The sequence below is a fragment of the Leptospira vanthielii serovar Holland str. Waz Holland = ATCC 700522 genome, from assembly GCF_000332455.1.
In the GTDB taxonomy this organism is placed as follows: domain Bacteria; phylum Spirochaetota; class Leptospiria; order Leptospirales; family Leptospiraceae; genus Leptospira_A; species Leptospira_A vanthielii.
The window spans coordinates 227,816-249,509 of sequence record NZ_AOGY02000014.1 but is presented as its reverse complement, the minus strand read 5'-3'; the positions used below and the strand labels follow the sequence as shown (position 1 = coordinate 249,509).

Below are 21,694 nucleotides of genomic sequence, written 5' to 3'. Positions count from 1 at the left end.
ATCTATGTTACCCATTCAATCCGTTTGGCTCATTCGAATTTCCTTAATTTACTTAATCCTCGGATCCTTGTTAGGGTCTCTTCTTATGTTTCACAAAGCCTTTGGATGGAATCCTGAAATTTGGAAATTCCTACCACTGCATTATTCGATTCTAATTTGGGGATTTTTCATTCAACTAATTATGGGAACGGCTTATTGGATGTTTCCCAAGTTTCTTTCAGAACATCCCCGGGGATCCAGTAAGCAGGCATGGTTGATGTTTTCTAGTTACAATCTTGGTTTGATTCTATATTTAATTACAAAATTTTTTATCCCAATCGATTCCTTCGCTCTACTCGGAAAATGCCTAATTTTTTTCGGTTTACTAACATTTATGAGACTCGCTTGGGTGAGAATCATTTCCTACACTTAAAACCAAATCCCTTCAGAAAAAAATTCTCTATTGATTTAGATCAATTCCTTCCTGAAACAAGGGTGGTAATTTGTATCATGAAGTTTTCCAAGTCTATTTTCCATGGTTTTATTTTATTCCTAATAACGATTACGTTCTCGTGCCATGAACATACGGGTTCAAAACTTCCAGAACTGAACAATGGCAAAGTTTGGGTGGCAGATAAATCTACAAGGTTGGGATTTCAGAAGATGGACGAACAATTTCATCATGCTAATTCTCTTGAATCACTAGAGGACTACCATAAACAAGCTGATCAAATTTTATCCATTATCAATGAAATCCAATCCTCTTGTACAATGTCAGGCCAAGGACATGAAGAGTTACATAATTATATAAATTTATTATTAGAGGAAGTGCGTATAATGAAAGGAAACGATATCGATTTGGCCAAAAAAGCAAAATCAGAACTCATCGAAAAAATATCCAAACATTCATTATACTTTGAATGAACAAAGTAAATTCAAAAAGAAAATGATTATATACTAAACTTAATGAAAGGTTTGTAATCTAAATCTTCTTTCAAGATATGATTGGTAAGCCACGCCCGTAAAAAATCAATTAAGTCCTTAAAGAAAGTATCCAATAATTCATCATTGGAAAGTAAATTCCCCTGACCCAAACGATTTTTTAAATCCAATATTTTATCTGTGAACTTATTGTGTTGGTTGATATGTGCTTCTAGATTCGGATATTGGTTGAGTTCCATCACACGTTCTTCAATCAAAAAATGACTGAGAGTATAATCCTCTAGTTCAGAAACTGCATCGAGTAACACCTTCGATTTTCCTGAAAGGTGGTGTTTGTTTTCTTCGTAAACCGTTTCGATATTGTTAATCAACCGAAAGAGTTTTTTATGTTGAGAATCAATCTCGGAAATATTCGTTTCATACTTCGAATCCCAATGCGCTATCATAAGAGCCTCGTTCTTTCAGGATTTTGCAGCGCCCAAAGAGGACAAGTGATTAATCCCGACAACAAGGAAAGTGAAGGTTTCCCTAAGTCATGATTAGAATTAGAATCATTATAATTTAATTTATAGAACGAATCGTTCTGGGGATTCAAAGCAGTCTGAACCGCTTTCTCGATAACCAAACCCCAAAAAGTTACTGACAACCGATCTAGGTATTGATAAAAATCAATGTTTATGATTCCTGCCATCTTGATTTAGATCAATACATATTCAGACGATCTGGCATTAAATGGTAAGTGAACCAATGAGTGGGCGGTATCCAATGAACAAAAAAATTTTTCAATTAACCATGATTACAATTGTCACCTGTCTTTCGCTAGCTGGTGTTTCTTGCGGAAAATCGGATGATTCCGATGCCGGCAAAGGAATTTCTGCAGTTGCCGATGACAAATCACAACAAGATGTACTAAAAATTGCAGTAGGTTCAAAAGACCATACTACCCTGGTTGCAGCTGTCCAAGCTGCGGGCCTCGTGGATTCCCTTGCTAACCAAGGACCGTTCACTGTGTTCGCACCAACAAACGATGCATTTGCAAAGTTACCTGCAGGAACTGTAGATGATCTTCTAAAGCCAAGCCAAAAAGATGCATTGAAGAACATATTAGAATACCATGTTGTAGTGGGTAACTTAACCGAATCCATTTTGAAGTCTGAGTTCACAGGTAAAGATGACGAACTCGGAATGGCAAATGGAGGTCACACTAAAGTTTCCTTAAAAAATGGAAAGGTTTTGATCAATGGTGCCACCATTGTCGCATCCATTCCTGCAACTAACGGGATCATCCACGTAGTAGACACAGTGTTACTACCTCCTGCAAAGAAATGATAAATACTAAAATACTAAGGAGTATTTAAGATGAACCTTTCAATATTAACCGGAGTGCACTACCGAATCAAATTCGGACTTATAGTAGGACTCTTAATCAGTATGACAATCATATCCTGTGGAGGAGACAAAACAGAAGAAGCACCAGCATCTAATGCGGGTTCCAAAGGGATAGGACCAGTAAAATCTGTCACCTTGGGAGCTTTAGACCAGTCAATGGCAGATCGTGGAAAAAAACAATTTGAAGCCAAGTGTTCCGCTTGTCACAAATTCGAAGAAAAGGTTGTAGGACCTGCTCTTCAAGATGTTACACTCCGCAGAACTCCCGAATGGATTATGAATATGATCCTAAATCCAGTGGAGATGACTCAAAAAGATCCCATCGGACAAGAGTTACTCGGTGAACACTTAACTCAAATGACTTTTCAAAATATTAAGGAAGAAGAAGCACGAGAGATCCTCGAGTACTTCCGCAAGATGGATTTAAAATAGGTAACTATATGTTAAAAAAATCAAATTTAATACTCGTTACACTTGGAATCACCCTTATGGCATTCGTTCCGAATTGCAAAAAGGGTGCAGCTACGGCAACACTTGCTTCCGATGCTGCTTCTAGAGTGTATGTGGCTCCAGGTGAAAAGGACGAAGTATACGCCTTTTTATCTGGTGGGTTTAGTGGTCAGATGTCCGTTTACGGAATTCCATCTGCACGGTTGTTCAAGATCATTCCAGTGTTTTCTGTGTTTCCAGAAAACGGATATGGGTTTGATGAAGAAACCAAAGACATGTTAAAAACAACTCATGGTTATGTGCCGTGGGATGATAGCCACCACGTAGAAGCATCTATGACTGATGGAAAACAAGATGGTCGTTGGATGTTTTTAAATGCAAACAACACACCAAGGCTTGCAAGGATTGATCTAAAGTCTTTTGAGACCAAAGAGATTTTAGAAATCCCAAACACTGCCGGTAACCACGCATCTCCGTTTGCAACAGAAAATACAGAGTATTTGATGGCAGCAACTAGATTCTCGGTTCCTGTTCCGCAAGCAAGCGTTGCTATCGACAGTTTCTCCAAAGGTGGGTTCAAAGGAACTGTCACTATGGTGAAAGTGGATAAAAACACAGGAAGACTTTCCATTGAATTGCAAGTTCTTGTTCCTGGGTTTAACTATGACTTATCCCATTGTGGTAAAAAGAAATCCCATGACTGGTGTTTCTTCAGTAGTTACAACTCGGAACAAGCTCACAAAATGTTAGAAGTTGGTGCTTCCAAAAAAGATAAAGACTTTATCTTAGCATTCAACTGGGTGCGTGCTAAAGAATGTAAAGACCAAGGAAAAGCTTATAACTTTGGTGGTGAATACGTAAACAACTTCCACGATGAAAACAAACCAGCCGTCTCAACTAAGTTAAGCGGTGTGAAGATGTTAAATCCGAAGGATTGTCCAGGTATGATGTATTACATGCCAACACCAAAAAGTCCACATGGAACTGACGTTGACTCTACAGGAGAATACATTGTTGGTGGTGGAAAATTAGCATCCGTAATTCCAGTTCACTCCTTTAGTAAAATGATGGAAGTGAAAGACAAAAAAGAACACCACTCGACCGAAATCGAAGGAATTCCAGTTCTTAAATACGAATCTACACTTGCTGGCGAAGTACAAAAACCATGCCTTGGTCCATTACATACTGAGTTCGACGGAAAAGGTTATGCTTATACATCTTGTTTCGTAAGTTCGGAAGTTGTAAAATGGAAACTCGGAACATGGGAAGTGGTTCAACATCTACCTGCTTATTATAGTGTAGGTCACTTATCAATCGTTGGTGGTAGTTCCACTGAACCTTATGGTAAGTATCTGATTGCTATGAACAAAATTACTAAGGACAGATATCTACCAGTTGGTATGGAGTTACCGCAAAGTGCGCAGCTCTATGATATCTCTTCTGGTAAAGCCGAATTGTTGTCAGATTTCCCTACAGTGGGAGAACCACACTATTCACAGATGATTCCGGCGAAACTGCTTATGGATAAAACTGTAAAACTCTTTCCTTTGGAAGAAAACAAACATCCTTACGCGACCAAAAATGAGAATGACGCAAAAATTGTAAGACTCGGAAGTACTGTCCATATCTACATGACTGCGATTCGTTCCCACTTCAAACCGGACATCATTGAAGCAAGGACTGGGGAAACTTTATACTTCCACGTAACCAACTTGGAACAAGATTACGATATTCCTCACGGATTTGCAATCGGTGGCGCACCTAACATGACAAACCTCCTAATCATGCCAGGTGAAACTAGAACCTTTAAGTGGGTCGCTCCAAAACCAGGAGTGTATCCTTTCTACTGCACAGATTTCTGTTCTGCTCTACACCAAGAGATGCAACAGTACATCCGAGTTAGTCCATAACTTATATGAAAACTTTACTTTTCCAAACGTTAAGTAAAAGAAACCGACTCCTAATCTTAGGGGTCGGTTTGGTTCTGGTATTAGTTTATTTCATTCCCATTTGGTCCATATCCATTTCAGCACCGCAGTACCCAGAGGGACTCGGAATGCAAATTTGGATTAGTAAAATTACAGGCGCCACACCCTATGATTTAAAAAACATCAATCTTCTGAATCATTACATAGGTATGCAAGAGATAGTTTCGGAATCCATTCCAGAACTTCTTTTTATGCCGTATGTTCTTGCTTATTTGATCTTTGGTGCATTTATCACAGAACTCTATCCCAAAGTGGGGATGGCAATTCTTGGGATCATCAACTTGATCCTTGTAGGGCTTGTGGGACTTTCTGATTTTTGGAGATGGGAATATAACTATGGACACAACTTAAATCCAGAAGCTCCTATCATTGTCGAAGGTATGGCTTACCAACCGCCACTACTTGGCTGTAAAGAAATGTTAAACATTACTGCCTGTAGTTATCCTTCGTATGGTGGTATGATTTTAGGACTTAGTCTCGTCATATTGATCTATATTCTCTGGGATGAAAATCGCAGGAAAAAATCAAATGTGGTTTAAAAATTTAAAACTAATTTGTATCTTCCTCACAGTTGGTCTTATCAACTGTGGGGAAGTCCATCCCGAACGATTGACAGTTGGGGAAATGAAATGCAGTCATTGTTCTATGAATATTGTAGATATGCGATTTCACACACAACTCATCACTTATAAAGGAAAAAGATACCACTTCGATGCCATTGAATGTATGGAGCAATTTCAAAAAGACAAAGACTTAAAAACACAAAAAATATGGGTCACTAACTACTTAGATACAAAAGAGTTTCTCTCGAAAGACGAGGCCATCATCATCCATTCAGACAAAATCCGTTCACCGATGGGAGCAGGACTTGCTGCTTTTAAAACTCATGAAGACTCTATCCCATTTCAAAAGTAAAAGAGTTGATCCAAGAACCAAATTGAATCATAAACATCATCAAATTCACCACCATATCCTTCTTAGATGGAAAAGGTTCGTTTTTATCCTTATCTTTATACTTTTTTTCATTTTTCCAAATTATCCCTTGTTAGCAAAAACCATTTCAGTTTGTACAAACTGTACGGTAAAATCAGTTAAATCTGCCATCTCTCTTGCGCAAAATGGAGACAAAATCCAAATCCAATCAGGAATCTACAAAGAAGGATTTTTACCCATTACAAAATCCATTACCATCGTAGGCGAAGCGGGAGTTGTGATCGACGGACTCAAAGAAAAACATGTATTTGGAATATATTCCGATGGAGTTCGTCTCGAAAATTTAAAAATCATTGGAAGTGGAATCTCTGATTTAACCGAATTTGCAGGAGTTTATGCTGATAAAGTCAAAAACTGCCATTTTGAAAACTTAAACTTAGAAGATAATGTATATGGTTTTTATCTCGCAGAAACAACCAACTGCACTCTTAAAAATAATGTTTCCATAGGAAACGCAGAAAATGAAGTCCTCGGTGGAAATGGAATCCATCTTTGGTCTGCAAGTCACAACAAAATCATTGGAAACAAACTAAAAAAACACCGGGACGGAATTTATTTAGAATTTTCAGAAAACCTAGACATTCAAAGTAATGAAGCCAAAGAAAACATTCGTTACGGAATGCATTTTATGTCTTCCAGCCACAACCAATTCAATCGAAATGTTTTTAAAAATAATTCTGCCGGTGTTGCCGTGATGTATAGTAAAGACATCATCATGGAAGAAAACGAGTTTTTAGATAACTGGGGAGAAAGTTCGAATGGAATTCTTTTAAAAGATATTGCAGATAGTACTTTATCTAAAAATCGATTCGAAGGAAATACAATTGCTGTGTTTGCGGATGGGATTACCAATATAAAGTTTCAAAGTAATGATTTTATCAATAATGGTTGGGGAATTAAAATCCTAGGAAATACTGATTATAACAAAATTATAAATAATAATTTTATAAAGAATGTTTTTGATATCAGCACCAATACAAAATCTACTACCAATGAATTTCTAAATAACTACTGGGATCATTATGAAGGTTATGATTTGAACAAGGATCATATTGGAGATGTTCCCCACAAAACCATTCACTTTTTTGGTTACTGGATTGCCGTGTATCCTTTCCTGATGGTACTTTATGAATCCCCAGTGGTATTATTTTTACAAGGAATTGAAAAAGCATTCCCCATTGTAACACCAATCGAGTTTGAAGACCAACATCCAAGGATGAAGGAAAGAATATGATAGAAGTAAAAAATCTTACCATCAATTACGGTGGTAACTCTGTTGCCGTGAGAGATGTAACCTTTCAAACAGAATCGGGAAATATTGTATCCATCATTGGTCCCAATGGATCAGGAAAAAGTTCTCTCATCAAAGGAATTCTTGGACTCGTTCAACCCAGTTCTGGACAAATTCTGTTTCCAAGTAAAAATGAGGAACCACATACGATCGGTTATATGCCACAAACCCCTCGTTTTCCAACAAACATCAAAGTGAAAGAACTGATTTCCTTTTTTAAAAAACTAGAACCTGTTGAAGAAGAAAGATTTCAAAACCTCCTTTCTATTTTAGAGTTGGACCACCACATGGATAAAAAAATTGGATCTCTCTCTGGGGGAACCAAACAAAAAATCAGCATCCTACAATGTTTTTCTTCCAAAAAGGATTTGTATGTCATTGATGAACCTACAGCCAGTTTGGATCCCTACATCTCTCATTTACTAAAGTCTCTTTTGGTAGAAAAGAAAAAAGAAGGCTCCCTTGTGATCTTTTCTACACATATACTTGCCGAGTTACAAGAGTTAGCCGATCGATTTTTACTTTTATCAGAAGGATCCATTTTAATCGACGATTCTCCAGATAATTTCCTCCGAAAAAACAACAAAACTGATCTGGATCAGGCTTTGATGAACTTCTGGAATGAGGAATACAAAACAAAACCATGAAAGAAATTTTACTTTTTGAAATTAAAGAAAATATTCGAAGCCGTTGGGTGTTTATCTACTCGGGCCTTCTCGTTCTCGTGATGATGATCTTAAGTTTTTTTGGGGATCAAAACGGAATCCGTTTGCTCGTTAGCACAATGAATTTAACTCTTATCGTGATTCCACTCTTTTCGATTACCTTTTCTGGAATGTCGTTTTTAGAATCTATGCCCTTTGCCGAAGTATTACTTTCCAAATCAGTCAGTCGTAATGCTTTGTTTTTTGGAAAGTATTTTGGAATCACCATATCACTCTCCCTTGGTTTACTCTTTGGTCTGGGAATTCCGGGACTCATCCTTTTTATGAACGATCCCAAGTTTCTATTTTTATTTTTTGAACTATTGATTTTTGGAATCTTTTTAACTGCTATTTTTGTTGCGATTGCATTTTTGATTTCATCTTTTATCCGTAGAGGAGAAATTGTATTAACAGTTTCTCTTTTAGTTTGGTTGTACTTTTTTATCTTTTTTGATGCATTAGTTTTTATCTTCAGTTTGTACTTGGGTGATTATCCGATTGAAATCCCGTCTCTTATCGTTATCTTGCTAAATCCCATTGATTTAATTAGAATCCTTCTGATTCTACAAACAAGCTCTTCTGCATTACTTGGTTTTTCAGGAGCATTGTTATTAAAACAATTAGGCCTCTTGGGTGTATTAGGGATTACTATTTTGTTTTTATCCTTGTGGGTAAATATTCCTCTTTGGATTTCTTTTAAACGATTCCAAAAACGAAATTTCTAATTTTTATTCCAAATACATACAAATAATGAATTCACTTGATTTAGATCATGGAAAGATCAACATGGATTTAGTAGAATGAAATTCAACTACCATGAAACGTTGGTTACAAATAGCTTCGGTTTTGATCCTCCTTCCCTTTATAGGTAAAATCCTATTTCTGGAAACAGGACTGCTTGCCCAATCTATGTATAGACTCTCTATGGTATGCCATTGTAATCATGGCTCTAAAAACGAAATCCATAAAGAAGAGGACTCTCCTCCTTCACATAGGATTACCTGCCACCTAACTAAAGGTAGTGGTCCTCACCAATGTTCCTGCGCGAAAAAAAAATCTGCGACCAAAATTCTTCAATCTCAATCGATGAATCCTAATTTTACGACAGAAACAAAACTAAATAACCTAATTGCCTATGATGTAATCATTCTACCTTTCCAGATACACTTCCACCTCTTGACAGGATTTTCCCACCCACCTGACAAACCACCAAGACATACCCTTACCTAAGACGCACTAAAATTCGCTCCTCTCATTAGGAGCCGTAACTAAATCAATTAGGCAAACTGAATCCAAAGTTTAGTCCTTGGACTTTTATACAAAGGTAATTTTATGTTTAAGAATCTATTTCATATTTCTCTCGTGTGTTTGTTCATCTTCAATTGTAGTATGGCTAAAAAAACAGATTCGAATAATACTTCGAATCTACTGGCCCTCATTGTTGCAGCAAACATCAATCCTGGTTGTTCCATTTCTTCTACTACAGCAATCACAAGTAATCTCACACAAGTAGAAAGTAAACCTCGAACCAAATATTCGATTTATGGATGTGATGAAGGAGGATTTCGGAATTTGGATTTAACACAATCAGAGGTAACCAAAGGTGCAACGGGAACCACTGGAACTTCTGTCTTGTTTACAAACAATGATGTGATGCTTGCAACGAACAAAGGAGGAACTAATATTGAAGTATCTTTTACATTGAACTCATCGACTAGCAGTTTAGATGTGATCGCCTATGGGACAGGAAACCCCCTTAGCGGCCCAACTTATCGTTTGATTGCAGGCGCACAAACACAGTATAAAAATGCGGCGGGTGTTTTTGGCAATACCGGTAAAGGTGGATCTGTGGTTGCACCCATACCAGCAGCAGGGAGCAGTTATACATTTTGTCTAGATTTCCAATCCACACCAGGTGGATCCAGATTCTTAAATGGTTTTAACAAACCATGTTCGGAACTTACCGAAACAGAAAGGGGTTCTATGTCCTACTATCCGATCATGCAAATGATGAACGTTCCCGTGTATACAGGTGGCAATCGATTAGGCTTTGTATTGAATGGAGTGACCATCACTTCTTTCACAGTCGGTTCCATAGTATCTAACACAGAAATGTAAATTCTCTCTCCAAACACTTGTCATACTGGTGAATTTAGTAGCCAGTATGATTTTTTGGGAAAGGACCCATGAAAGAAATGAAACTTAAAATTCTAACTATTATACTTCTTATGACCACTCCTCTTCTCTCTAAAGAGGTAAAACTTGAGAATGCTTATATCAAATACACTTCCTCACGAACTTCTGTCGTTTATTTGACTTTAAACAATACATCCAATAAAGAAAAAACCCTCATTGAAACTAAATCAGACATAGCGGATCGAGTAGAGTTATTCACAATGAAACCAACGGAATCGGGAACAAAAATGATTCCTGTTTCCGAAATTCCTATCCCCAAAAATAGTTCTGTACATCTCACTCCGAAGGGTTATCATATCATGCTTTTCGGAATCAAATCCCCGCTCAAATTAAAAGAATCCATACCTTTTCGTTTTCTATTTTCCGATGGATCGGAGATTCAGATTTATATTCCTGTGGAATCTAATTCACCTAACAAAGAAATTAACTTGAAACCTTCATCTCATGCAGAAAAAACTAGCGAATCCTCTTCTTTGATCGGAACAGATGAAACGGATATGTCAACTTATGATTCAAATGAATCATCTAACGAAGACCATTCGAATCATGATCATTCAGGTCACGAGGGGCATGAACAACACAACCGAGCTGATGCTTTAGCACCTGCTGGAATCATGAATCCACATATCCATGAAAAAGGGAAGTGGATGATTGATTATCGTTATATGGGAATGAAGATGTGGGGTTTACAGTCAGGGACTAGTGGTTTATCCGATCTTGGCACTATGTATTTTCCTTTCACAGACCCCACGGTGCAAATGCCAACAGGAAGTTTAATTACAAGTTCACCTCTAGGAACAACAATCCCAGTTCTTTCACCTAACAAATATAATTACATGTCTGTTCCAACAGATATGGTTATGGAAATGAATATGGTAAGTGCAATGACATCCATTTCGGACAAGTGGATGATTATGTTTATGGTTCCGGCAGTAAAAAATAAAATGACCATGGCATCGAGTAATTTTGACCGTGCTCCTATGAGTTCTGCAGGAATTGGGGATGTAAGTTTTAGTACAGCCTATAGGTTAATAAAAACAGAACATCAGAATTTTTTCACAGGGATGGGTCTTTCTCTTCCTACGGGTTCTATTGATGAAAGAGACAATATGCCTATGATGGGAAAACAAAAAGTTCCTTATAATATGCAACCGGGGACAGGCACCTATAGTTTGTTACCACAATTGTCGTATAACGGAAATTATAAGAGAATTTCCTGGGGAGCCCAATCGCAAGCCACTTTACGAATTGGAAAAAATGACAACAACTACAGGTTTGGAAATCGCTACGAAATCTCTGGATGGTTGTCCTTTCTTGTGCATGAAACCATGTCACTTTCTGTTCGCATAGCAAAACAAAGATGGTTCAACTTACAGGGAATGGATGCGACCTTAGATCCCAAAATGGATCCACAAAATGATCCTTACCGTCAAGGTGGAATGCGCAGTGACCTACTCATAGGTGTTAACTTTCTTGTCACAGGCGGAATTTTTCAGGGGGCACGGTTTGGATTTGAATATGGTAAACCCTTCCATCAAAATCTAAACGGACCACAACTGGGAACAAGAGAACTCATCAATGTATTTGCATCGTTTACATTTTAATATTTAAAAATATTATTTTTTTTGGGGCGCACATCTCCGGCTCTCCGCTACAATCTTTCCCTTCGGGAAAGGATTTCCGCTGTGATCCGGGGCGCAGGGAGATTGAATTCTCTATTGACGAATCAAAGCAATCCAAAAAATATTTGGATAGTTATCTATCTAAATTTCAGGATTCACTTTTCATCACATCCCATGACCAATACCCACCTAACCATTCGTAAAGCAAAATCATCTGATAAGGATTTCATTATTCCGCTAATCTATTCTTCAGGACCCAAAGCATGGACTTTTGTATTCCAAGAAGGGGAAAAAACTGCCTTTGATTTTTTGAATGCATCGTATGTTCGCCGGGGAAACACAGTTTCGTATACTAATCATTTTGTAGCAGAGATAGAGGGTCGGGTCGTCGGGTCTATTCTTTCTTACTCGCAACCCAGTTTTTTAGGTCTCACGTTAGGTACAGCTCTTCGCATCTTATCTGTCTACGGCCTTCGAGCTCCGAAAGTGATGGCACGTGGTCTCAAAACAGAAACCATCATCCAACCACCAAAATCAGGATGTTTGTATTTAGGTCATATTGCCGTATTAGAAACAGAACGAAACAAAGGGATCGCCAAAGAACTGATCAGTTATATGATCTCCAAAGAGACAAAATATAAAACTGCTTCTTTAGATGTATCAGCAGAAAACGAAGCTGCCATCGCCCTATATCAAAAGTTAGGTTTTCAAATCAAAAAAACAAGACATCCTTTGGGTTGGGAGGGGATCATTCCTTCCCACCACTATATGGAAAAAGAAATATAGTCGATTCAAATGAATGAGATGATTCTTTCAAATGCGAAACCACAAATAGAAACCTTGGGTTACTATTTGTTTCCCAATTTGATTCCTCTTGATACAATAAAATTGTTAAAAGAAATTCTTGTTCGTTCTAATGAACAATGGTTACAAGAATTTCAAAATCCTAAAAATGTCAATAGTGCTTATCTTACTTCCATAAAATATACAAAAGATAAAAATGATAGAAAAACTCTATTTGAATTTATAGGATCTGATTTGTTACTAAATATTTGTGATTTGATATTCAAAGATACTTTCTATTTTCTCAACACACAAATTTTTTTTAATCCTATGGATCCAAATAAACTCCCTTATTGGCATCGGGACATCCAATACCTGGGCATTTCAGAAGAGGAACAAAAAAAACGCATTTATAAAGACCATGTTTGGCATTTTCGTATTCCCTTAGAAAATGATCCTGGGATTTGGTTTGTTCCCGGTTCGCACATTCGTTGGGATACAGAGAAAGAAAGGGAAGTTCGTTTGGAACTTGAGGGAAAGAAAAACCATGAAGACATAGAAAGCCAAATCCTTGTCCCACACAATCCCGGTGATCTTTTGGTGTTTTCTGCTCATCTGATTCACAAAGGGAATTATGGTTCGAACCGTTTTTCCTTTGACATCCTATACACAAACTTTCCAGAACAAAAACAAACCCAAGAAAAATGGAATCATTTTCCGGAAAAAAACTTCCTGTTGTCTGATCCGAAAAAGAATACCCTCTTTCAATTAGTTTAAAATTTTGAATGAAAGTAAGTTTTTTTCCCGCGCCAGCGACCGCAGTGGAAATCCTTTCCCAAAGGGAAAGATTGGAACGTAGGGCGCGGTCGTGTCATAAAAAAATTTGTCTCAACTAACAATTTCGAGGCGCCCTAATTTAAGTCATTGATTTCCATTGGTAACAATAAAAACCATTCTGTATGAAAGATTTTTTCTTGCGAAACAACGCTTATCATATTTGGGCCACAAAACTATTATATGAATCACTGGGAAACATTTCTGAAGAAAATTACAAAAAAGACGTGGGTTTATTTTTTAAATCTATCCATGGAACGCTGAATCATTTGTTACTAGTGGAGAAAGTTTGGTATTCTAGGCTTGTCGGCGAAGTGTATGTGCCGGCTTCTCTCGCAGAAGAAATTGAACCAGACCGCCAAACATTAGAAATACGAATGGTCCAAACCTTGGAGAAGTGGGACACCTGGTTACAAGGCCTAGACAATTCTATTTGGCCTACTCTCTTTCGTTACAAAACAATGCGAGGGTTTGAAGCAGAACTAATTTTCAGCGATGTGGTTCAACATAACTTCAACCACCGCACCCACCATAGAGGGCAGATCACAGCCGCCATAACACAATTAGGTGGCAAATCTCCCGAAATCGATTTTGTATATTACCTTCAAACAATAGGAAAATAACATGTGGAACCCATCTAAAAAAACTAGAACCATCGCAAGTAAAATTTTAATCGTTTTGTTTTCTATTACCATGGTTTTTCATGGGGTTGCTCTACTCCAGCTCATTCCTTACCAATACCTTTGGGGCGGAAGGCTTAGCAGTGTAGAAGAAATGTATGTGATGGAAACAGTCTCACTTGTAGTAAATGCATTTTTTCTTTGGGCTTGTATTCGGTATATACGATACATAAACCAAGGTTTGGTGCCCATCTGGATCCGACTTGTGTTTGGTTTCATTGGAATTATTTTTTTACTCAATACAATTGGGAATCTAGTTGCCATCACCAATTTAGAAACTTTACTGGCTACACCGGTAACGGCATTTTTATCGGTAATTTGTTTCTCATTGGTACCAAAATATGAAAATTAGACAAGCTAACTATAAAGACGTTTCCAAACTCTCCGAAATTTTTGATGCATATAGACAATTTTACGGACAGACTTCTGATGTAGCAGGTGCTATGCGTTTTCTTCAAGACAGGATGGAACATGGTCAATCTGTTATTTTTTTGGCAGAAGACTCAAAATCAGAAGAAATTGCTGGATTCACACAACTTTATCCAGTGTTTTCTTCTATATCCATGCAGAGATCTTACCTCTTAAACGATCTTTTTGTAAAAAAGGAATTCCGCAAACAAGGAATCGCCAAACAATTAATAACCGAAGCGAAGTCTTTTACCAAAACCAATTCGGGAAAAGGTTTGGAACTTTCCACTTCTACACACAACAAAGAAGCCCGTGCTTTGTATGCAAAAGAAGCTTTCGTAGAAGAAATAGAATTTTTGACTTATTTTTGGAAGTCTGTTTAGATATTTTTTAGAGGAGTTTGTAACTGTGTATATTCCCGAGCATTTTAAAATGGAAACTGAGTTCATTTACCAATGTATTGAAGAGAATTCTTTTTCTATATTGGTTTCTGAGGATAATGGAGAGATGATTGCCACTCATTTGCCCTTACTTCTTTCCGATGATAAACAATCGTTAATTGGTCACTTTGCAAAACCAAATCCACAAAAAAATAGTTTCGGGAAAGAAGTACTTTGTATCTTTTCTGGACCTCATTGTTATATTTCGCCGGCTTGGTATGAAACTGATCGGTCCGTTCCCACTTGGAATTTTATAGCAGTGCACGCTAAAGGGATTCTAAACATTGTGGAGGACCCAGAAAAAATACATAAAAGTTTACAGGCTCTCGTCAAAAAATTTGAATCTAAAGATTCAAAATACAAAATGGACCAGGTAGATACTCAATACATCGAAGGATTAAAAAAAGGAATTGTTCCTTTTGAAATCAGAATCACTCATATTGAAGGAAAACAAAAACTAAGCCAAAACCATTCCGAGGAACGCAGAAATTTAGTCATCAAGGAATTGGAATTGTTACCTGGCGAAAATGAAAGAGCCATTGCCAAATTAATGAAAGACAAGTTGAGTTAGGAAATAAGAATTAAACTCTTAACACTTTAGTATCGGATAGTTGAAAAAAATCTATGAATCTATATTGGGATCTATTCAAAACTTTTTTGATTTTGGGATGTACTTCCTTTGGAGGCCCTATCGCCCATTTGGGTTACTTCCAACATGAATTTGTAGAAAAGAGAAAATGGATTACATATTCCGCCTATGCAGACTTAGTTGCTCTTTCTCAGTTTTTACCGGGCCCTGCCAGTAGCCAAGTGGGAATTGCCATTGGACAAATTCGCGGAGGAATTACAGGTGGGATCCTTGCTTGGTTTGCTTTCACACTTCCCTCCGCAGTCCTTATGATTCTTTTTGGGTTAGGTGTTGGTTTGTATCCCGAATTTTGGAACCAAGGTGTTTTACATGGATTCAAAATTGCTGCCGTGGTGGTGGTTTCTCATGCGGTTTGGTCTATGGGTGTAAAACTTTGTCCCGATAAAGAAAGGATCAGTTTGGCACTGCTCGCATTGGTTTTATCTGTTGCCATTGGTGGAACATTTGGCCAGATACTTCCTATTTTGTTAGGTGGTATTTTCGGATTTTTCTTTTTAAAAAACGAAGCTGGTCTCCCTCATTCCCCTTCTGGATTTAAAATTTCTCATCTCTACTCTTACACATTGCTTACCATTTTTTTCCTAATCTTATTTTTTCTTCCCTTTCTCTCCAACTTTCTACAAAATCAGTCCTTACGAATCTTTGATAGTTTCTTTCGTGTAGGTTCTTTAGTGTTTGGTGGAGGACATGTTGTACTGCCGCTACTCAAAGAAGAGGTAGTCACAACAGGTTTGGTATCGAACCAAATGTTTATGGTGGGTTACGGTGCAGCACAAGCCATCCCTGGGCCACTGTTTACTTTTACTGCTTATCTTGGAACGGTATCTCAAATAACACCGAATGGGATCTGGGGTGGGATCTTTTGTTTGGTTGCCGCTTTTTTACCAGCATATTTACTCATCATCGGAGTCCTTCCTATTTGGGAAAGATTTCGAAAGGAAACTTGGTTAAAACAATCCATGGCAGGAATCAATGCTGTTGTTGTTGGTTTACTTTTTGCTGCATTGTATTCTCCTGTTTGGACAGAAGCCATCTTCAATCGATATGATTTTGTTGTATTTGCGCTTGGGTTTGTTTTACTTATGTATTGGAAACTTCCTTCCTGGGTCATTGTAGGGCTTTGCGCTTTGTTTGGTTTTGGTTTGAATTTCTAAATTAGGAAAAATCTCCCGTGAAACTAGAATTAAATGTCAGAGTGACTCCTGAGATTGCTACAAACCCAGACCATCTCTTACAATTTGTTTCCAAACAAAATAAAATTCCAAAAACATCCATTAAACATATTGAATGCACATCACGTTCGATTGATGCGAGACAAAGGAATGTTCTCTTCCAATTGCGATTGGATGTGTATATAAACGAAGATTTTATTCCTTTGGAATATACAATTCCTAGTTTTCCCAATGTAAGTTTAGAAGAACCTGTGCTTATCATCGGTGCTGGTCCTGCAGGATTATTTGCCGCCTTACGTGTATTAGAATTAGGGAAAAAGCCGATCATCCTGGAACGAGGAAAAAATGTCAAAGATCGTATTGAAGACCTTCGAGGGATCAATGTCCATCATATCGTAAACGAAGATTCGAATTATTGTTTTGGAGAAGGCGGAGCCGGTACATATTCTGATGGAAAACTTTATACTAGATCCAAAAAAAGAGGAAATATCCGTAAGGTTTTAGAATATCTTGTAACCTTTGGGGCCACCAAACAGATACTAGTGGATGCACATCCTCATATTGGGACAAACAAACTCCCACGGATCATTCAAAATATAAGAGAATGTATTCTTTCGTCTGGTGGAGAAATCCACTTTCAAACACGGATCACCGACTTAATTCTATCAGGAAATTCCATCACGGGAGTGAAATCTCTCACAGGGGATAAGTGGATGGCAAAAAATATCATCATTGCCACAGGCCACTCTGGTAGAGAGATGTTTGAACTTCTCTACGAAAAAGGAATCGAAATCCAAACAAAACCTCTGGCCATTGGTGTTCGAGTGGAACACCCACAAAGTTTGATCGATTCCATTCAATACCATTGTGATGTCAAAAATCCATTATTACCTGCCTCAGAATACTCTCTTGTGAAACAAATTAATGGTCGTGGTGTGTATAGCTTTTGTATGTGTCCTGGTGGAGTGATTGCACCTTGCGCCACCAAACCAGGAGAAGTTGTCACTAATGGTTGGTCGAGTGCGGAACGTTCTCGTCCTACAGCAAATTCCGGCATTGTCGTAGAACTTCGATTTGACGACTTCAAACTATTTGAATCTTTTGGAGTCTTTTCTGCTCTAAAATACCAATCGGCAATCGAACAGAAAGCTTTCCAAATGAATGGGGGAACACAAAAAGCCCCAGCTCAACGAATGGTTGATTTCACAAAGGATAGAATCTCCACTGATCTACCAAAAACTTCGTATACACCAGGTCTTGTCTCCGTATCACTTTCTGATTTACTTCCACCACTCATCTCTGACTCTCTGAAAAAAGGATTTCAAGAATTTGAGTCCTCAATGAAAGGATACTTCACTAACGAAGCCATCATCCATGCACCAGAAACACGCACTTCTTCTCCCATCCAAATTCCGAGAGATCCAGACACATTGGAACATATACGTATTAAAGGATTATTTCCTTGCGGTGAAGGTGCAGGTTATGCGGGAGGGATTGTCTCTGCAGCCATTGATGGAATGAAATGTGCGGAAGCTGCACTCACTGGTAGTTTTACAAAGTAAAAATGAAACGTATTCCGCACCACTTGCCATCCTTTCTTTTGTGGATGTTTGTATTTTATTTTTTATCAGAAAGATCTATCTTTCGTTATCAACATATCGGTGCGGGAGTGGATCTTGGTCTCTTTGAAAATCTTTTTTATAATTTAGTCCATAAGGCAGAAGCAGTCACTTCTATTGGGATTGATGGCAATTTACACCATTACTTTGCCGACCATATCAATTGGTATATCTATCCCTTATCTCTGTTGTATGGAATCTTCCCATTTGTGGAAACCTTACTCTTCTTCCAATCTTTTGTTTTGAGTCTTCCCATTCTAATTCTACCTCTGTATAAAAAAGATACATTCCATCAATGGACCTATCCTTTGTTATATGGTCTATTTTTACCGATTTACTGGATTCAAATTTTTGATTTCCATCCTGAAGTCATTTGGATTCCTTTATTTTTTTTGTTCGATTATTTCTGGAAACAAAAATCTCCCTTTTGGATCCTTTTCTTTATTTTAAGTTTATTTGCCAAAGAGGAATGTGCTTTGGTTTGGATTGTTTTTTCCTTGGTTAAATCGAAATCACAAAAGAAAGAAAGTCTTTGGATCGGAGTTGTATCTTTTGTTTACTTTCTCTTCTGTATTTTTCTACTCAGTGAGTTAAGAAGTCCGACACTGAGTAGTCAAGTTCCTGCCCACTGGGAACGTTATCAAAATCCAATCACTGCTTTACAAAACTTACATTTGTTTCCCTATCTTTTTTTATTTCTAAACTTGCCGTTTTTATTTATTCAATTTAAGAATAAACTAATACTATGTTTAGCTCCCTATCTCTTGTATTCTCTTTTATCATCCTATGAAGTGAACAAAACTCCATTCACGCACCATATTTTTATTGCTGTTCCCATCATCATAATGAGCTTCCTCGAAGTTATGGATCGGCTTTCTTATAAATCAAAACTTTTATTTGGTGGAACTACCTTACTCGTATCAACAGCTCTATTTTTTTGTTTTGGTCCTTTTTCCAAATCTTTTTCCTATAAAAAAGAATATATGAACCCCGGTGTTTCTACAAAAGATGTGGCCACCCTTCGTAATTTGTTTCCTAATAAATCGGTCGTTTCGAATGTACCGCAGTATCTTTCCAACCGGAGTGAAGTTCAATTTTATTTACCAAATAGGGATTATTCAGCCGATTATTTTGTTTTCTATCAATTTCAAAATCAGTCTCCGCCCGTAGCACTTCCAAAGGAATATAAATGGGAAATGGTGATAGAAAACCATATCCAAATCTATAAACATAAGGAAAATTGATTGATCCATTCAAAAAAACCCTTACACTGAACAACTGAATAATGAGATCTTTTGCCTATTACGTACCTTTTCTTTTGTTATTTCATTGCGCTGTCGATTTGCGCCAGGTGCCACCCCCTTCGCCTAATGGAAATACAAACCGAACACAAACAAACCTTCCTTTAGTGATTGGTAAATTTGAAATCATTTCTGCCGACCGTGGAGTGTATACAGACGCATGGCGAATGGCTCTGAAAGGTCACCTAACATCTTCAGGTTTATTTTCAAATGTTGTAACGGAACTTGATCCCAAAACAACATCCGATTTTTACACCATTGATATAGAAATGAAAACTCATTATAATGACAAATACAATTGGTGGTACACTTGGCCAGTTTTGTGGCCATTCACAGGAATTTGGCCCATCCAATACAGAGAGGCAGAATATAAAGTCGAATTTAAATATAGTTTTTTTAAAAACAAATCCCTTCTGAAAGAAGAGACCATTACAAAAAAAGGGGAAACTCATGAATTCCTGTATGGACTCTATAAAGTCAGAAACTTCCATCGAATGATTGAAGAAACAAACTTAGAAGCTGTTAGATCATGTATCCAAAATTTATCCGAATCATTATAATCTTAAACTTGATTAGTTTCGGCGGTTGCGTGAGCATTCCTTTCCAACCGGCAAATCATACAGAAGATTGTTTAGCCTATTATTTTCAAACCAAACGACAGGCCACTGAAGTATTTGATGACAACTCATTGACATTGGGACTTGTTATCACTCTTTCCTTAATTCATTCGGCATTGTCCCCGATTTTTCTTTTACCGATTCTCACCACACCTTATATTCATTACAAAAATAAGGTCAGATCGGATGAAATTCTAAGCCAATGGAAAAAAGATAGGTGTGGGATTAGAGAAACCAATTCCGAGCAAACTGAAACTCGGCCGACAGATCTTTAATTATTTAGAAACTTCATTGTATCTCCTAAGAGAAGACCTATCTGAAGTCTCAGTTGGATTAAATCATAACGGTTTTGAATTTCATTTCGCATTACATCACGAAGTCGCCTATCAACCGTTTGCAATTCGATAATGGAAGCAGAACCAGTTTTATAGGCTTTTTCCATAATTTGATAATTCTCTTCAGCAATTCGTTTACTTTCACGCGAAATATCATACAACTCTACTAAGTTGTTATGTTGTTGGACCAATTCAAAAAGATACAATCCAGTATTCTCGCGTAAAAACTGCGATTGAGATTTTGCTAATTTGATTTCAATTTTGGATTTATCAAATTCGTTTTTGGACAACCAACGATTGAACAAAGGAAATCTAAAACCAAAATTACCGCCAACATTAAAGTCTGTATCTGAAGACCTCGCATACCGGCTGAAATCATTTCGGCTATAATCATAAACTTCCATGGAATTGGCCCATGTACCACTCAAACCCGAAAATGATTCCCGATTAGACTGGTTGTAAACATTCACAAAAAAATCAGGGACCCAAAGTTCGTTAAACCTAACCAACTTCTGAACTTCTAATATCTTAACTTGGTTGATAGTTAGGATAATATCAAAATTTAGATCCGTTAGGTTCTTTTCATATTCGGATAAAGTAGATTCTAAAGGAAGGATTTTGTAATCACGTTCCGGAATTTCTTTTAAAGAAACATCTTTTAATAAAAACTTTCTCCTAAATATGGACTGGCTTTTCTGTTGATCTAATCTCGATTTGATGGCATTGTATTTGTAAAAGAAATAATCTACTTTGGAGTTTTGAGTCACCAAATAAGATTCAATGCCTTGTTTGTAAAGTTTTTGAACAGTTTGAAATTGTTTGTCCGCATCCGATTCATTTGAAAAATCGTAATCATAGAATGCTAAGAGTTTCAAAGTTTCAGCATATTGAAAGGCTTGGTCAAATAACTCTTTTTGATACAGGGCTCGGTATTCCAATAACAGTCGTTCGTATTCCAATTCCAATATCAAATTGGTCAGGACTGTATTTCCCTGGTCTTGAAAATTCCAATTAAGATTTAAAGATGTACTCCAACCCTTTCTATTATAACCATCTCCTCGTAGTGATTCGAAGAAAGGGGAATGTTCTAAATTGACGGAAGGTAAATAACGTAAATTTTTTGAATCAATATCAACTTTTTTCCTTTCAATCTCCATCTCTTTCAATTTCAATTCATAAGACTTTTCTCCAACTAACTTAGGTAAGTCATAAAAATCTACCGAATCTGACCGTAAATTGGGAACCAGAAAAATCGATATAAAAACAGTAAATATATATAAATAAAAACGAATCACTAAATCA

The 21,694-nt window shown here is 37.2% G+C and carries 26 protein-coding genes; 24 read left to right on the top strand and 2 right to left on the bottom strand.

The annotated features are described in order from the left end of the window. Positions 1-4 precede the first annotated feature (4 nt). On the top strand, positions 5-412 hold the full coding sequence (locus LEP1GSC199_RS03440) for a hypothetical protein (protein WP_002977040.1): 408 nt from the start codon (positions 5-7) through the stop codon (positions 410-412). Between the two features lie 77 nt (positions 413-489). Continuing rightward, on the top strand, positions 490-903 hold the full coding sequence (locus LEP1GSC199_RS03435; RefSeq protein ID WP_002976853.1) for a hypothetical protein: 414 nt from the start codon (positions 490-492) through the stop codon (positions 901-903). A 26-nt stretch (positions 904-929) separates the two neighbouring features. Here LEP1GSC199_RS03435 and LEP1GSC199_RS03430 read toward each other — a convergent pair whose 3' ends face one another. Beyond that, positions 930-1,367 (bottom strand): bacteriohemerythrin, encoded by a 438-nt coding sequence (locus LEP1GSC199_RS03430; protein WP_002977190.1) that lies wholly within the window; start codon positions 1,365-1,367, stop codon positions 930-932. 319 nt (positions 1,368-1,686) lie between these two features. On the opposite strand from LEP1GSC199_RS03430, the gene LEP1GSC199_RS03420 reads away from it, so the two are divergent. From LEP1GSC199_RS03420 to LEP1GSC199_RS03315, 22 genes are all read left to right on the top strand, one after another. After that, positions 1,687-2,250 (top strand): fasciclin domain-containing protein, encoded by a 564-nt coding sequence (locus LEP1GSC199_RS03420; protein ID WP_232420610.1) that lies wholly within the window; start codon positions 1,687-1,689, stop codon positions 2,248-2,250. A 30-nt stretch (positions 2,251-2,280) separates the two neighbouring features. After that, on the top strand, positions 2,281-2,742 hold the full coding sequence (locus LEP1GSC199_RS03415; RefSeq protein ID WP_039925906.1) for a c-type cytochrome: 462 nt from the start codon (positions 2,281-2,283) through the stop codon (positions 2,740-2,742). An 8-nt stretch (positions 2,743-2,750) separates the two neighbouring features. Next, positions 2,751-4,670, top strand: a complete 1,920-nt coding sequence (gene nosZ / locus LEP1GSC199_RS03410; RefSeq protein ID WP_002977125.1) for a Sec-dependent nitrous-oxide reductase — start codon at positions 2,751-2,753, stop codon at positions 4,668-4,670. A 5-nt stretch (positions 4,671-4,675) separates the two neighbouring features. After that, entirely contained in the window at positions 4,676-5,287 is a 612-nt protein-coding gene (locus LEP1GSC199_RS03405; RefSeq protein ID WP_002977229.1) for a hypothetical protein, read from the top strand. Further along, positions 5,277-5,663 (top strand): nitrous oxide reductase accessory protein NosL, encoded by a 387-nt coding sequence (locus LEP1GSC199_RS03400; RefSeq protein ID WP_002976851.1) that lies wholly within the window; start codon positions 5,277-5,279, stop codon positions 5,661-5,663. The genes LEP1GSC199_RS03405 and LEP1GSC199_RS03400 overlap by 11 nt, the downstream gene beginning before the upstream one ends. Continuing rightward, complete coding sequence (locus LEP1GSC199_RS03395; RefSeq protein ID WP_002977004.1) at positions 5,617-6,975, top strand: nitrous oxide reductase family maturation protein NosD; 1,359 nt, start codon at positions 5,617-5,619, stop codon at positions 6,973-6,975. The genes LEP1GSC199_RS03400 and LEP1GSC199_RS03395 overlap by 47 nt, the downstream gene beginning before the upstream one ends. Then, positions 6,972-7,679: an ABC transporter ATP-binding protein gene (locus tag LEP1GSC199_RS03390; RefSeq protein ID WP_002976964.1), complete on the top strand. Its 708-nt coding sequence runs from the start codon at positions 6,972-6,974 to the stop codon at positions 7,677-7,679. Before LEP1GSC199_RS03395 ends, LEP1GSC199_RS03390 begins: the two co-directional genes overlap by 4 nt. Further along, entirely contained in the window at positions 7,676-8,461 is a 786-nt protein-coding gene (locus tag LEP1GSC199_RS03385; RefSeq protein WP_002977289.1) for an ABC transporter permease, read from the top strand. Before LEP1GSC199_RS03390 ends, LEP1GSC199_RS03385 begins: the two co-directional genes overlap by 4 nt. Positions 8,462-8,552: 91 nt before the next feature. After that, a complete protein-coding gene (locus LEP1GSC199_RS03380; protein ID WP_002977247.1) occupies positions 8,553-8,966 on the top strand; it encodes an LIC_11090 family protein in 414 nt (137 codons plus the stop codon). 102 nt (positions 8,967-9,068) lie between these two features. Beyond that, a complete protein-coding gene (locus LEP1GSC199_RS03375) occupies positions 9,069-9,854 on the top strand; it encodes a hypothetical protein (RefSeq protein WP_002977284.1) in 786 nt (261 codons plus the stop codon). Between the two features lie 68 nt (positions 9,855-9,922). Further along, entirely contained in the window at positions 9,923-11,536 is a 1,614-nt protein-coding gene (locus LEP1GSC199_RS03370; RefSeq protein ID WP_002976812.1) for a copper chaperone PCu(A)C domain-containing protein, read from the top strand. A 192-nt stretch (positions 11,537-11,728) separates the two neighbouring features. Then, entirely contained in the window at positions 11,729-12,340 is a 612-nt protein-coding gene (locus LEP1GSC199_RS03365) for a GNAT family N-acetyltransferase (protein WP_002977111.1), read from the top strand. Positions 12,341-12,349: 9 nt separating this feature from the next. Then, positions 12,350-13,114: a phytanoyl-CoA dioxygenase family protein gene (locus tag LEP1GSC199_RS03360; protein ID WP_002977064.1), complete on the top strand. Its 765-nt coding sequence runs from the start codon at positions 12,350-12,352 to the stop codon at positions 13,112-13,114. Positions 13,115-13,296: 182 nt separating this feature from the next. Then, entirely contained in the window at positions 13,297-13,794 is a 498-nt protein-coding gene (locus LEP1GSC199_RS03355) for a DinB family protein (RefSeq protein ID WP_002976928.1), read from the top strand. A gap of 1 nt (position 13,795) precedes the next feature. Further along, entirely contained in the window at positions 13,796-14,203 is a 408-nt protein-coding gene (locus tag LEP1GSC199_RS03350) for a hypothetical protein (RefSeq protein ID WP_002977114.1), read from the top strand. Next, positions 14,193-14,642 carry a GNAT family N-acetyltransferase gene (locus LEP1GSC199_RS03345; protein ID WP_002977277.1) on the top strand — a complete coding sequence of 150 codons (450 nt, stop codon included), beginning with the start codon at positions 14,193-14,195 and terminating at the stop codon, positions 14,640-14,642. The genes LEP1GSC199_RS03350 and LEP1GSC199_RS03345 overlap by 11 nt, the downstream gene beginning before the upstream one ends. Before the next feature lie 25 nt (positions 14,643-14,667). Then, positions 14,668-15,270, top strand: coding sequence for an FMN-binding negative transcriptional regulator (locus tag LEP1GSC199_RS03340; protein WP_039925903.1), 603 nt, complete (start codon positions 14,668-14,670; stop codon positions 15,268-15,270). Positions 15,271-15,323: 53 nt separating this feature from the next. Beyond that, positions 15,324-16,502 carry a chromate efflux transporter gene (gene chrA, locus LEP1GSC199_RS03335; protein WP_002976968.1) on the top strand — a complete coding sequence of 393 codons (1,179 nt, stop codon included), beginning with the start codon at positions 15,324-15,326 and terminating at the stop codon, positions 16,500-16,502. A 17-nt stretch (positions 16,503-16,519) separates the two neighbouring features. After that, positions 16,520-18,082 carry an NAD(P)/FAD-dependent oxidoreductase gene (locus tag LEP1GSC199_RS03330; RefSeq protein ID WP_002976872.1) on the top strand — a complete coding sequence of 521 codons (1,563 nt, stop codon included), beginning with the start codon at positions 16,520-16,522 and terminating at the stop codon, positions 18,080-18,082. Positions 18,083-18,084: 2 nt separating this feature from the next. Beyond that, a complete protein-coding gene (locus LEP1GSC199_RS03325; protein WP_039925902.1) occupies positions 18,085-19,383 on the top strand; it encodes a DUF2079 domain-containing protein in 1,299 nt (432 codons plus the stop codon). A 41-nt stretch (positions 19,384-19,424) separates the two neighbouring features. Further along, positions 19,425-20,000, top strand: coding sequence for an LBF_2127 family putative lipoprotein (locus LEP1GSC199_RS03320; protein ID WP_002976891.1), 576 nt, complete (start codon positions 19,425-19,427; stop codon positions 19,998-20,000). After that, a complete protein-coding gene (locus LEP1GSC199_RS03315; RefSeq protein WP_002977231.1) occupies positions 19,970-20,332 on the top strand; it encodes a hypothetical protein in 363 nt (120 codons plus the stop codon). Before LEP1GSC199_RS03320 ends, LEP1GSC199_RS03315 begins: the two co-directional genes overlap by 31 nt. On the opposite strand, the gene LEP1GSC199_RS03310 is transcribed toward LEP1GSC199_RS03315, so the two are convergent. Then, a complete protein-coding gene (locus tag LEP1GSC199_RS03310) occupies positions 20,329-21,687 on the bottom strand; it encodes a TolC family protein (RefSeq protein WP_002976961.1) in 1,359 nt (452 codons plus the stop codon). The two genes, LEP1GSC199_RS03315 and LEP1GSC199_RS03310, sit on opposite strands and share 4 nt — an antisense overlap. Positions 21,688-21,694: the final 7 nt, after the last annotated feature.